Source organism: Thermodesulfobacteriota bacterium (assembly GCA_040757775.1).
GTDB lineage: Bacteria > Desulfobacterota > UBA8473 > UBA8473 > UBA8473 > UBA8473.
The window spans coordinates 76,480-89,542 of sequence record JBFLWQ010000013.1 but is presented as its reverse complement, the minus strand read 5'-3'; the positions used below and the strand labels follow the sequence as shown (position 1 = coordinate 89,542).

General features: G+C 42.7%; 14 protein-coding genes and 1 pseudogene. 3 read left to right on the top strand and 12 right to left on the bottom strand.

The window, feature by feature from the left end; translation table 11 throughout:
* Nucleotides 1–317: 317 nt before the first annotated feature.
* A pseudogene (locus tag AB1401_09515) lies at nt 318–644 on the top strand (transposase).
* A gap of 78 nt (nt 645–722) precedes the next feature.
* On the opposite strand, the gene AB1401_09510 reads toward AB1401_09515, so the two are convergent.
* Together AB1401_09510 and AB1401_09505 are read right to left on the bottom strand one after the other, a co-directional pair.
* Complete coding sequence (locus tag AB1401_09510) at nt 723–923, bottom strand: DUF5677 domain-containing protein (GenBank protein ID MEW6615688.1); 201 nt, start codon at nt 921–923, stop codon at nt 723–725.
* A gap of 188 nt (nt 924–1,111) precedes the next feature.
* The gene (locus AB1401_09505; GenBank protein ID MEW6615687.1) at nt 1,112–2,107 is read right to left on the bottom strand and encodes a class II fructose-bisphosphate aldolase; all 996 of its coding nucleotides are present in this window, start codon (nt 2,105–2,107) and stop codon (nt 1,112–1,114) included.
* Nucleotides 2,108–2,414: 307 nt separating this feature from the next.
* On the opposite strand from AB1401_09505, the gene AB1401_09500 reads away from it, so the two are divergent.
* Both AB1401_09500 and AB1401_09495 read left to right on the top strand, forming a co-directional pair.
* Nucleotides 2,415–3,779: a diguanylate cyclase gene (locus tag AB1401_09500; protein ID MEW6615686.1), complete on the top strand. Its 1,365-nt coding sequence runs from the start codon at nt 2,415–2,417 to the stop codon at nt 3,777–3,779.
* Between the two features lie 16 nt (nt 3,780–3,795).
* Nucleotides 3,796–4,329 (top strand): hypothetical protein, encoded by a 534-nt coding sequence (locus AB1401_09495; protein MEW6615685.1) that lies wholly within the window; start codon nt 3,796–3,798, stop codon nt 4,327–4,329.
* Between the two features lie 5 nt (nt 4,330–4,334).
* On the opposite strand, the gene AB1401_09490 is transcribed toward AB1401_09495, so the two are convergent.
* From AB1401_09490 to AB1401_09445, 10 genes are all read right to left on the bottom strand, one after another.
* The gene (locus AB1401_09490) at nt 4,335–6,938 is read right to left on the bottom strand and encodes a pitrilysin family protein (protein ID MEW6615684.1); all 2,604 of its coding nucleotides are present in this window, start codon (nt 6,936–6,938) and stop codon (nt 4,335–4,337) included.
* A 3-nt stretch (nt 6,939–6,941) separates the two neighbouring features.
* Nucleotides 6,942–7,808 (bottom strand): amidohydrolase family protein, encoded by an 867-nt coding sequence (locus tag AB1401_09485; GenBank protein ID MEW6615683.1) that lies wholly within the window; start codon nt 7,806–7,808, stop codon nt 6,942–6,944.
* Nucleotides 7,805–8,335 carry a cob(I)yrinic acid a,c-diamide adenosyltransferase gene (locus tag AB1401_09480; GenBank protein MEW6615682.1) on the bottom strand — a complete coding sequence of 177 codons (531 nt, stop codon included), beginning with the start codon at nt 8,333–8,335 and terminating at the stop codon, nt 7,805–7,807. The genes AB1401_09485 and AB1401_09480 overlap by 4 nt, the downstream gene beginning before the upstream one ends.
* A gap of 54 nt (nt 8,336–8,389) precedes the next feature.
* Nucleotides 8,390–9,646, bottom strand: coding sequence for an endonuclease Q family protein (locus AB1401_09475; GenBank protein MEW6615681.1), 1,257 nt, complete (start codon nt 9,644–9,646; stop codon nt 8,390–8,392).
* Nucleotides 9,647–9,674: 28 nt separating this feature from the next.
* Nucleotides 9,675–9,875: a hypothetical protein gene (locus AB1401_09470; GenBank protein ID MEW6615680.1), complete on the bottom strand. Its 201-nt coding sequence runs from the start codon at nt 9,873–9,875 to the stop codon at nt 9,675–9,677.
* Nucleotides 9,850–11,043, bottom strand: a complete 1,194-nt coding sequence (locus tag AB1401_09465) for an ArsA family ATPase (protein MEW6615679.1) — start codon at nt 11,041–11,043, stop codon at nt 9,850–9,852. Before AB1401_09465 ends, AB1401_09470 begins: the two co-directional genes overlap by 26 nt.
* 102 nt (nt 11,044–11,145) lie before the next feature.
* Nucleotides 11,146–11,382, bottom strand: a complete 237-nt coding sequence (locus AB1401_09460) for a DUF433 domain-containing protein (protein ID MEW6615678.1) — start codon at nt 11,380–11,382, stop codon at nt 11,146–11,148.
* Between the two features lie 78 nt (nt 11,383–11,460).
* Complete coding sequence (locus AB1401_09455; GenBank protein MEW6615677.1) at nt 11,461–11,856, bottom strand: secondary thiamine-phosphate synthase enzyme YjbQ; 396 nt, start codon at nt 11,854–11,856, stop codon at nt 11,461–11,463.
* Between the two features lie 340 nt (nt 11,857–12,196).
* Nucleotides 12,197–12,655 carry a hypothetical protein gene (locus AB1401_09450; protein MEW6615676.1) on the bottom strand — a complete coding sequence of 153 codons (459 nt, stop codon included), beginning with the start codon at nt 12,653–12,655 and terminating at the stop codon, nt 12,197–12,199.
* Complete coding sequence (locus tag AB1401_09445) at nt 12,652–12,921, bottom strand: DNA polymerase III subunit beta (GenBank protein ID MEW6615675.1); 270 nt, start codon at nt 12,919–12,921, stop codon at nt 12,652–12,654. The genes AB1401_09450 and AB1401_09445 overlap by 4 nt, the downstream gene beginning before the upstream one ends.
* Between the last annotated feature and the right edge of the window lie 142 nt (nt 12,922–13,063).

Below are 13,063 nucleotides of genomic sequence, written 5' to 3'. Positions count from 1 at the left end.
ACTGCCTTCAGTTCCTTAACAGCGGCATATGAAAAAGACATCCGTCACAGAGAAGAATTTATTAGGCATCAAGAAGAAGGGGGGTGACAGCTATGTTTGGCTGAAAGGATAACAACCAATGAGTTCTGAAAAGAGATGACTGCAAAAGGTAATTGATGCCCTATAAATTACCTATCCATGAAAGGAGAGAACCATGAAAAGATTGTCGACCATTTTAGTCACGTTGATAGTAATAATCCCTCAAGGCTGATAGAGATAAGGTTAAGTATTCTCTACGTAAGATCTTCTATGCGCCAACATAAGGACACGCACAAGAGGCGATCGAGCTATTAAAGAGAGATTGGGGTAAAAGATATTCTTCGTCCTTAGAGTGTCTTCTTGATGGTATAGAGCTATGCCTTACATATTATAACTACCCCCATACTCCCTGGAAGAGGATACGGACTACCAATGTTTCGGAGAGGAGTTTTAGTGAGGTGAAGAGGAGAACGAAAGTCATTGTGAGGTTTCAGGATGAAGCAAAGGCACTCACAATGGTCTGGTGGCAATTAAAAGAACTGAGATGGTATGACGTTGCGATGACTCATGAGGCAAAAGTAATTCTTAAAAATATAAGGGCATCAAGGTATGCAAAAGCAGCTTAATTGAAGATGGTGAAAACCGTTGAGAATAAACCCTATGAGAGAATTTGCAGAAAATAGTTGACAGTATCCCTGTGGATTTTAACATAGCATTTTCTCAAAAGTCAAAAAGGTGACAAATAATTCGAATATAATGCGTATGATAGACTGCGCCTCATGAAACAAAGAACGTTTGTACAACAAGATAATGGCATCTAGCGAATGATTAGATTTTGTTAAGAAACTTAGAAGGATGGTTTTGATAGGGTCATTTTGTGGATGTTCAATAAGTGATTTTTGCATTTCTCGACATTTTCTCTGTAGTTTGCCGAGAATAACAAGATATTGCCTGAGTGTGTTTAATGTCTCTTGTTCTTTTGTCATGTTATTCTTGATGCCGAACAATTAATAAAGTATTACCTAATTTTCTTTCCTGTAATAAACTTAGCCGGTAAATTGGGGACAATTGTACTGTGATTTATTGTGAAATTCTAGTATCGCTCTGCGCTGCCCAGCACATTTTTGTTCTTTTCAATGATCATCTTAGTAAGCTCATCGCGTGCAGGACCTAAGTATTTGCGAGGGTCAAATTCAGCCGGCTTTTCTCTGAATATTTTCCGGATCATGGCTGTAACAACCAAACGCCCGTCGGAATCTATGTTGATCTTGCAGACAGCAGACCTTGCCGCCTTTCTCAACTGATCCTCGGGAATACCAACAGCGTCTGCCAGAGCCCCGCCATTGCTATTTATAAGGTCAACGTATTTGAGCAGGACCGAACTGGCTCCGTGCAAAACAATGGGGAAACCAGGGATTCGCTTTTCGATTTCATCGAGGATGTCAAAGCGCAGGGGCGGGGGGACAAGGATGCCTTCTTTGTTGAGGGTGCACTGATCTGGCTTGAATTTGTAAGCGCCATGAGATGTGCCTATTGAAATTGCAAGGGAATCAACGTCTGTATTCTTTACAAAGTCTTCAACCTCTTCGGGCTGAGTATAAGTAGACCTTGCTCCAACTACGTCGTCTTCGATGCCGGCAAGTATGCCCAGTTCACCCTCGACAGTAATATCGTACCTGTGGGCATAGTCAACGACCTTCCTGGTCAGTTCGACGTTTTCCTGATAGGGAAGATGGGAGCCGTCGATCATTATCGAAGAGAATCCGCTTTCAATACAGGAAACACAGAGCTCGTAGCTGTCGCCGTGGTCCAGGTGAAGGGCGATGGGAATATTGTAACCAAGCTCGCGGGCCATTTCCACAGCACCCTTCCCCATGTTGCGGAGGAGGGTGGCGTTAGCGTAATTGCGGGCGCCCTTAGAGACCTGGAGGATTACCGGGGACCTGGATTGACCACACCCGTTGATAATGGCCTGAATCTGCTCCATATTGTTAAAGTTATAAGCAGGGACAGCATATCCGCCATCCATGGCTTTTTTAAACATTTCACGTGTATTGACAAAGCCTAGTTCTTTATAGCTGATAGCCATGATAGTTCTCCTATCTTTTTTCTTTATTGTTAAGTCAACTACCATCGGCTAAAGCCGATGGCTTGAGGGGTCAAGGATTCAAGTATTTGTAATTTTTAAGCATTTCACTCGAATCCTTGAACCCTGGACCCCTCGAATCCTTATCGTCGATCAACTAATTTTGAGATGATCCTAAATTAATATATAACTAAACATACAAACATATCAAGGAATTTCACCTGTTTCTGTCAAAAAATTTCCGCTACCAAAACTTCCTTGACAAAAATGCAGTCTATAAGATAAAACATAGGGAGGTTTCCTTAAATAATTGTTCCAAGTTTACAATGGGATTATTAAGGTCTGTGGGATGAAGCTGACCATAAAGAGAAAGCTGCTCTTTAGTTATATGGCTATGGTTCTATTGACTGTCCTTGCGAGTACCTATGCTGTAGTCAGTTTACAGAACCTGAATAAACTGGCATACACCATAATCAATCAGGATTTTATGGTAGTTGAAACCAGCAAGGCGATGATGGATGCCCTGCTTGCCCAGGAAAGTGCCGAAAAAAAATATCTGATTCTTAAAGACCTGTCCCTTGCAGAGATATTCTGGATACGAAGCCATGAATTCAGTAACAGAATGAATAATCTCAAAAAAAATCGTCTTTCCGGTATGACGGTGATGCTTTCAAAACTGGCATCGCTCCATAATCAGTATGAAGAACTCTTTCATCAGGAAATAGCACTGGTCGAAGAAAATCGTGTTGAGGATGCCTTAAATGTCTCTGAAGGAAATGGCAAAAAAATGATAGATGATATGGCATCGTATCTGCGTGCCATCCAGAATAAGGCTGAAAAGGACATTGATGCGCGTATGAACCTTATTAAGGTACGAGGCATCAAGGCATCCAGGATGACAGCCATTCTCAGCGTTATAAGTCTGGTCGCAGGATTCTCCCTTGCCTTTGTGATTACCCATAATATTTCCATACCACTCAGGAAGCTCGAAAAAGGGACAGGCATGATTGCCGAAGGGCGGTTCGATTATGACCTTACCATTAACCGCCATGATGAAATAGGTAGTTTAGCCAGCGCCTTTACTTTCATGGCAGAACGTCTCAAGGTACTCGAGGCGCTTAATCTTGATGCATCTCCTCTAACCCGGCTTCCCGGTAATATTGCAATCGAGGAAGAAATTAAAAAACGGCTGTCAGAGAAAAAAAGTTTTTCCCTCTGTCATGTTGATCTTGATAACTTTAAACCCTTTGCGGATAAATACGGTTATGCATGGGGCAGTGAAGTCATCAAAGAAGTGGCAAATATCCTGACGAGTCAGATAAGGGTTTCAGAACAGGAAGATGCCTTTGTCGGTCATGTTGGGGGTGATGATTTTGTTTTTATTTCCGAACCCATGCAGGCAGAACAGATATGTAAGCAGGTTGTTTCGGAGTTTGACCAACATATCCCGATATTTTACAGCGATAGAGACAGAGAGAAAGGTTTCATCGTCGGGAAGGACAGAAAGGGTGTTCAGCAAAAATTTCCTCTCCTCACTATAACTATTGCTATAGTGACCGATGACGGGACCCGTTTTAAAAACCCCCTTGACATGGCAAAGATGGCTGCAGAGTTGAAGGAATATGCAAAAACATTACCTGGCAGCAATTATGTGAAACTCCCGGAACATGCCTGATACAGGGAACGATGTTATGGATAGAAAAAGATGGTTTGTCCTTTTCCTGTTAGTTATGTTTTTAACGGCATGTGCTTCTGCTGTGCCAACCTTTCCCGACAGAGATGTTAGCCCTCCGAAGGCAGTTCCGATAACTATAGATAATGCCTTAGCCAAAGATAAGCCCGTAGTCGAAGATAAGCCAGTAATCGACAGATCGATATCCGACACGGATCTTTTTCACGATGCTGTTTCATATTTGGATAACTCTAAGGTAACGGCTGACTATTTAAAAGCGAAGACAGCATTCGAACTGCTGGTTAAAAGCTATCCTAAGAGCAAATGGCGCAACCTTTCTGAAATGTTTATCAAGATCATTGATGACATGCAGGCATACAAGGTAAAGAGCGGCTCTGACCGACTGCTGGCTGATAAAGCCCAGGCAGATAAGGGCAGGCTTTTTCAGGAGAATGAACAGTTAAAGAAAGATAACGAGCAGTTAAAAAAAGATATCCAGCTTTTGAAGAATCTGGAGATTCAATTAGAAAAAAGGGAGAGGGCACTCCGATAAATGGCTTATCCATGTAGTCCGTTCATGTGTACACACACACTCCCCCTGGGTGGACTAACCACTGCAAGAGAATACCTGTCCAGATCGAGGTATTTCCTTGCTACTCGCAGGACATCATCGTTGGTTACCTCAGCTATTCTTTCAGGGTATTCCATAAAATAGGAGTATCCCAGACCATATCTTTCGCCAAATGCCATAGTGGCTGACTTGGCAGAGTTTGTCTGTAAACCGATCTCGAAACTGCCAAGAAGGTATCTCCTTGCCCGTTCTAACTCCGCAGAGTCTATTTTCTTCTCTCTAACCTTTTTAAGCTCCTTCTTTATACCATCGATGGCTGTATCCAGTTTTTCAGGGCTGGTACCGATATAAACCCCTATAAAACCAGGGTCTATACCATCCTGGAAGAAAGAGGCGACAGCATACGCCAGGCTCAGTTTGTCCCTGAGTTCCATAAAGAGCCTTCCTCCCTGTCCTGACAGGACTGTATTAAGAACCTCCAGAGCATACCTGTCAGGGCTGTATATCGTTGTTCCCAAAAATCCCAGGACAATATGTGCCTGTTTTTTATCCTTGTACTCCTCCACATTTTTAATGCACTCCGGGGGGGCCTCCTTCAAGATTTTTGGAATTTTAAAATTAGTGGCTGCAAAATCCTGAAAAAATTGTTTTACTTTTTTAATGGTGTCATCTGCCCTGACATCACCGACTATACTCAGAACCAGGTTTTTTGGACTGGCATAAGTTCTGTAATAATCTATTAGATCATTCCGGGTCATATTGAGTATAGATTCTTTCGTGCCCAGTATATTCATCCCGTAAGGATGGTAATTGTACAGGGTTTTGGCAAAGATGTTAAAGGTGTAGGAGGCAAGATTATCCTCTTGCTGTTTCAGGGCTGCTAGTATATCTGTCCTTTCCTTCTCTAATTCAGCCTGATCAAAGGTGGGATTGATTATGATATCTGAGAAGAGCCTTAATCCTGTGTCAAAGAATCTGCTCAAAATTTCAGAGGTTAAACCAAAACTGTTCCTGCCTGAAAACCCATGGATACTTCCTGCAGTGGATTCAATCAGTTGAGCGATTTCAAGGGCATTACGATCCCTGGTTCCCTTGGTAAGCATTTCTGCTATGAAGTTATTTACCCCGTTCAATCTCTTCTTTTCAAACCGCAGCCCTCCTAAAAAAACTGCTCTCATTGCAACAATAGGGGTAGAATGGTCTTCCTTAATCAAAAGCGTCATACCATTTTCCATAGTTATTTTTTCTATCTGTTCCACCCCTTTTTTACAGGGTTTTGGATAGCGGCACCTCGATTTACTCTCTTTTTTTGAGGCGATATCCTTGATTAAGTCTTCGTTTATGTCATCTCCATTTCCATGAGGCAGCAGAAAGACAGCCGTCAGGTTTTCATTCTTTAGATACCTTTTTGCTGCTCTCATAATGTCATGGTTTTTAACCTTATATATCAGGTTGATGTATTCCTTTTCAAAATTTATATTCTCTGCTACTACGTCAAAATGCCCCAATTGTCTGGCCTGCCCCTGGACTGTTTCCTTGCCATATAGGAATTCACTCTCGATATTTAGCTTGGCCTTTTCTAATTCATTATCGTTTATCTTTTCGGACTTTAATCTGTACGTCTCCTCTAATATAGCTGCCAGGGCATCCCTGGATTTCTCGCTTTCCATTACACTGGTTATGACTAAAAGCCCTGGTTCCTTAGGCATAAAACTATAGGAATATATGTTATATACAAGTCCCTTCCGGTCTTTTACCTCCTTGTATAACCGTGAAGAATCGCCGTTACCCAGTATAAAGGAAAGTATATCGAGGGCTGGGGTGTCTTTGTGGTTGATACCAGGGATATGGAATGCCGCGCTCATGTAACCTTCCATTACATTGTCAATCATAACGCTGCTTCTTATGGTTTTCTGAGGCAATTCCTGAACTCTGCCCTGACTGGTTCCTTGATTTGATGTAAAATCTTTAAATGCCAGTTCTATTTTAGGAGAGACAGCAGTATTCTCAATATCTCCAACTACTATAAGGGTAATATTGCTCGGGGTATACCATCTCTTATAAAAATCCAGAAGATTGCCTCTGGTAAAACTCTTTACTGTATCTTCAAAACCGATTATCGGGCGACGGTATGTATGTAGATTATAGCTGGTAGAGAAGAGGGCTTGCGTTAATTTTACCATAGGCTGGTCCTCGCACCGCTTGATCTCTTCCATGATGACTTCTTTCTCTTTTTCCAGCTCTGTTGGGTTAAAAGAGGGATGTCTTACGGCATCGGAGAGTACGTCAAGCCCAAGGTCGAAGAATCTGCTGGCTATTACTATATGATAGACTGTTTCATCAAATGATGTGTAGGCGTTGATCTCTCCACCCGAGGACTCTATCTCATAGGCAATCTCTCCCACTCCCCTCTTTTCTGTACCCTTAAAGAGCATGTGCTCTATTATGTGGCAGATACCAGCTTCCCTGTCTGTTTCATCACCACTGCCAGCCTTTACCCACATCTGAAGGGCAACTACAGGGGCAGAACGGTTTTCTTTTAAAATAAGCGTCATGCCGTTTTCCAATTTTAACCTTTGATAATCTTTCAAGTTCTATAACCTCAGCAATCTTTTTGCATTTTCTCCGTATATCTTGTCAATCTCCTCCCTGGAAATGCCGCAGTTCTCTATCTGCTTCCTGTATCTTCTCTGGTCTATCAGAGGATAATCAGTGCCAAATAGAATCTTTTCTGCACTGATTATCTGCACTGCAACAGGATATACCCTGGAGGTATATAAAAAGATAGATGCAGCAGTATCATAGTATACCCTTCCTGCTGCCCTAGCTACCTCTGGCATCAGTTCATAAAACAGGAGCCCTCCTCCCCAGTGGGCAAGAACAATATCGACGTCAGGATAAGAAAGGATAAAATCATAATACTGCTTAATCTCTGTTTTTGCCTTTCCTACGTAGTAATGACCTACAGTTTCATTGGTATGAACCATAATTGGGACATTGAGCCCCTTTGCAGCCTCCACGATAGGACGGATGATCTTTTCGTCATCTATAGCTACCCTGTGAGCCTCTGTAACGATTTCACCAACGCCTTTCAAACCCAGCCCGACGCATCGCTCAATCTCTTTAACCGTTTTATTTTTACCCCTTAACTGAATGGAAGCAAAACCTATAAGCCTGTCAGGGTATCTTTTAACAGATTCCAGGATGTAATCATTCCCATCCTTACACAGTCCCTGATCTGACCACGCAAAACCGCATACTACACTCTTGTCTACGCCTGACCTGTCCATAGAAGCTACCAGTTCTTCAGCACCTATCATGCCAACCTTCTTTGATTCTCCCAACATATTGGACCGCTCTCCGCCAAATAATAAGCGGAAAAGAGGGTCCTTTTTCCGGTACTTATCCAGATTTTCCCTCACCTCTTTGGAGAATATATGGGTGTGGAAGTCTATTATCATATACCCCCTCCATCAAGTGATTCTTCATAGCGGGCCAAAATGAATATCAAATCTGCTGATCTGTTAAGGTATGCCAGTATCTTATCGTTGAGCAAAAGATTATCTTCCTTTAACCTGACAGCTCTCCTTTCTCCCCTTCTGATTATAGTACGTGCCATGTCCAGAGAAGCGGAGACCAGAGATGTCCCCGGTATAATGAAGCTCCTGGGCAACTTTACCTTATCTTCCATCTCTTCAATAAGATTTTGCAGCTCCTGAACGTCATCTTCTCCAATCTTATTTTTTAGCTTTCCATAATCTTTGGGATCGGTGGCCAATTCTCCCCCCACCACAAAGAGCATTTCCTGAACCTTATAAATAATCTCCTTAACTCTGTTGTTCTTGGAAAGGGCTCTGGCAAAACCCAACGTGGAATTGGCTTCATCCAGGGTCCCGTAGGTTTCAGGTCTCGGGTCGGATTTGCGTATTCTCTGACCATACAGCATACTGGTGTATCCTTCATCACCCTTTTTATTAAACAGCTTCATAAATCCTCCTTAGAGTATTAGTACGTTTCTTTATTAAGATAAGTCATACCGCCTTTAAAACAACTCCATCTGCTTTGGTTCTTCCTCTTTTGTCTCTTCTCCTTCTTTCCCCTGCACACTGATCTTTCCATAAACACCATCATATCCCGGTGTAATCTTCAGTTTTCCTTCTCTTACCTTCATGATTCCTTCTAAAATATTTGGTTGGGCAAGTCCGGTCAGTTCATCCCTGGATAGATCTAAAAGGATGTTGAACTCATTTCCCCCCTTTGCGATCATCGTTTCATACTCTCTTCTCACTGTGGCTGTATTTACCCCGCATCCCAAGACTTCAGCTATGATTTCCTCCAGCGGAACCATATGCATTGCAGGTATTGCCCCTTCTGGCAGAAAACCCCTGGGGCGATCCGAGAGGGCTTCCACGCGGTGCATCACCCCGATAGTAAGCCCTTTTTTGCATACCGGACATATATTACCGTTATCTTCACTCTCCCATGGAGAAAAAAGGATGCCGCAGTTTCTGTGTCCATCGTAATGATACTTTCCTTCCTCAGGGAAGAATTCTACGGTAAAGAGCAGCTTACTTCTATCCTTTTCTCTCAGACACTTTATAATTTGATTATAGTTTAAATCGCAATCAAAGACATTTCCTTCCCTGCCTATTTTGTTGGGCGAATGGGCATCAGAATTGGAGATCAGGGCAATTCTGTCCAGAGCAGAAAGTCTCCAGTTCATCTCCGGGTCAGAAGACAAACCGGTTTCGATAGCATGTATATACTTGGATTGATCCCCGAAGCACTCCTCCATAGAATCAAAACCTGAGTTAGCCCCGAATAGAGAGAACCAGGGGGTCCATGCGTGGGCAGGTACAAGAAAGCAGTCTTCAGATGTATCCAATACCAGCTTGACCATGTCTTTGACAGGGAATCCAAAGATGGGCCTGCCGTCGGAACCAAGCTTGCCCCTCCTCCCCAATTTTGCGTTTATCTTTTCTACTACCTCTAAGGTAGGAGCAAAGATGAGGGTATGAATCTTACGGAGCTTCCCTGCCTGAGAGAAGATATTGCTTACCTCCGTAGTCAGGACAAAGCGGACGTTTTTGTTTCCGTTCTTTAAGGTTAGAAGGTTACCGTCAGAAGGTTCAAGTTTCGCTTTAAGTTCAGCAAAGTACAGGGGATGGGTAAAGTCTCCAGTCCCCAACAGGGTGATCCCTTTAATCTCTGCCCACTTGCCCAGGGTTTCAACTCCCATATCCTTGCTGGTTGCCCTGCTATACCTGGAATGGACATGGAAATCTGCTATGAATCTCATAATTCTCTTACCAAGTCTACTCTCTCTTCTAACTAACCTTTACCTTACTGGTTTTTCCCCCTCCTGTTTTTTCCTCAGTTCTCTCTATTTCGCTTTCTATTAAGGATTTGACTGCCAGTAAGATCTCCTTCCTCGCGCCTAAGAGGTGTTTTCTCACATCACTTTTTGCAAACCTCGAAATAAGACTTTGTAAGGGACAAAGATCACAAACTCTGGTTTCTTTTTCCATCGTTATCACCTCCAAACCTTATGTTGAGTCTTCCGCCCTCCATCTTCGCATCCAGTAGCTTTAGGGAGGCTAAGACCCTGGGCAATAAAATGTTTCTCTTATAGTTCTTTATGTTAATCACCAGTTCATTCCCCTTAGTCCACATCTCCAGGTTCTCTTTGGTAGTAAAGGGTAGTTTTACCGAGAGGCAGTAACTGCCATTGGATCCATTTATCTCGATAGGTTTGTCCTTGTAGAATATCTTTGTAGGGTCCCCTCTTTTATAAAGTGCATCCGCAATGTCAGAAAGTAGTTCCAGTCCGATAATCTCCTGGTCCAGTAATTCTGATGTCAGTATAGGCAGGGGGCGAAAAGATTCCCTTACCTCTTGTAAATGCACTTTTTGTATTTGTTTCCATTTGGTATAGAATGGATCTGTTATATCCTTAGACAATATTCGATTGACGATTACAGCATCCACTGAAAAACCGAATAGATTGAGAAAAGTATATGCCCTTTGCGACTCCTTGATTACCATCTTTTCAGGATTGATTACCAGCCTTATAGAGGATATTTCGGGATCAGTTAATAGTTCCTTCATCCCAATGAGGTTATTATACAGTCCTTCCATGCTCTCAAAGACACTGTCACTGGGCAATGGCATTTCAACAAGATGCCTCGCTACCGGTCTGACTGCCTTAAAAACGGTTCTCTCTATATTGAATATCTTTTCCATATACCATTTTGCAATGTCTGGAAAAGCGAGCAATCTGAAGGTGTCACCTGTTGGAGCACAATCTATAATAATAACATCGTATTCTTTTTTTACATAGAAGTCTTTCAACTGTAAGAGGCTGAAAACCTCTTCCATCCCGGGGAATACAGATAACTCCTCAGCAATTATATTTTCAAACCCTCGGTACTTTAAAAACTCCTGTATGAAACCCTGGATTGGGCCCCAGTTTTTTTTGATTTCATAGTTAACGTCTATCTCCTCACCATAAAGGTTATCTGTGATAAAGGTAGGCTGGTTCCCGATTTCCATATCAAATGAATCTGCTAAACTGTGGGCCGAATCGGTGCTTATCACTATGGTTTTATAGCCGAGTTTGGCACACTTAATAGCTGTGGCTGCAGAGATGGTCGTCTTCCCTACGCCACCTTTTCCTGTGAATAGAATTATCCGCATTGTTTATTATCTCAATCTGTAACTATAATTAATGGCAAAGACCAATTTCAAGAAGGTGCCCTTATGGATTTAGCTTATCTATATTCTCATCGGCCAGAAACTTCATCGAGCCATCCCCGGCAGAGGGTAAACTACATCAGCACGTAGCGCCTCTGTTGCAAAAGCCAAAGCAGCTTGAATGGCTTCCTGTGTCAGTCGAGGATAAGCCTCAAGGATTTGCTCAGCCGTTTTACCAGCAGCCAACTTCTCAAGTATGAGTTCTAAGGTGATGCGTGTGCCAGATATGACCGGCCTACCCATCATAATTGAGGGGTCCGACTGGATAATACCTCTATACATCTTTTTTCACCTCCATAGTTTAGATAACTCTAAACCAGTTTAGACACGATTTCAAGACCTTTTTAGTTCCCCGACCAATCATCCTTCTATAACCTTCAACCAAACCCTTCTGTTTCTTGGGCCATCAAACTCACAGAAGAATATTGACTGCCAGGTTCCCAATACCAATCTTCCATCCTCCACAATGATAGTTTCAGAAGACCCCACAAGACTCGTTTTTATATGGGCATCTGAATTCCCTTCGGTATGGCGATACCTGTCGTCAGGGGGGACAAGATTTTCAAGTTTTGTCAAAATATCTTTTGGGACATTGGGGTCAGCGTTCTCATTTATGGTAACAGCCGCTGTGGTATGGGGAACAAAGATACAACAGACTCCGTTTCTCACCTTGCTGTCAGTAACTGCCTTTCGAATCTGATGAGTAATATCCAGCATCTCTGTCCGTTGGCTGGTTTTAACTGTAAATGCCTCCATTTTCCATGTCCTCCTCTTGAAAAACTACCAATAGTGTAATTTCGCTTGAATCCTTGAATCCTTGCCCCCTTGAATCCTTTTCATCAACCAACTCTTTGGGTGATGAACCATCTATATCTGTTTTTTAGCATAACTTTTAGACAAGGGTTAGTCAAACCCTTTTTGAGTATGTCAAGTTTAACCATATGTTTACCAAAGCCACCCATCAGCTCAGAGAGTGACGGGAGATATGAAATGATACATGCAAAGATTTGAATTGCAATTACATCCCAGATTGTCTTATTATTTATTAGATTTTTCTGCAAGAAAGGTTCTTTGCCCGGGGAGTTAATCTATAAGGTCAGAGGGATTCGATATATTTTTCAAGCCTTGCTTTGAAGCGCACGTAAACAACATTCGCATTCTTAATGCCTTCTGCCATGCGTTCCCATTCCAACTGAAATCCGTAACCGTGATGAACGACATGGCGAAATTTTCGGTATGGTGCCAAGCCAGACGATAGGAAGCCATCAAATAGCGCAGGCAAAGAAGGAAAAGATGGCTCGCAGAATCGCTTAAACAGTTCGACATGCCACATCTCGCCGGAAGGCAGGGGTACATTATAGAAGCGGCTGATGCGCTTGAGAATATTTTCAATGCCAGTGTAAAACTGTGCCAGGAATGCCGATGCCGCTGTTTTTTCGCGGACGGATGCCTCTCTTCCTTTGACATCCTCATAAAGAATGGATAATTCGCGTAATACCGTCTCGATATTCTCCAGTTCAATGGCGATTTCTTCCCTCAGCTCTTCAGAGGTCATAGGAGTACCTTACCCCTTTTCTCGATGTTCTGTGTGAAACGTGTGGCAGGAGTCAGGGGAATGATATCAAGAGGAATGTCCAATTCGTCTTCAATCTTTGCTGCCAGTTCAAAGAGCTTCCATCCCGGAACACCGTCACAAGCGAGATCGATGTCACGGGCTGCCTGGGGTGCGTCTATGGCACTGCCGAAAAGGATCAGCCGTGTTGCGCCATAGGTCCTTGCAAGCTGAACTATTTTATCAATTTTGGATGGATCGAAAGCCATTATCTCTCCTTACGTTGAATCTTTGCCGTTGCAACAATAATACTTACTATGTCTAATCACTCATAAAGATCATTTATTGTCGGTAATTATCTCTTATTTTGTTGCTTCTGTCAATGAATCTTATGAATCAGGCATTCCGCTG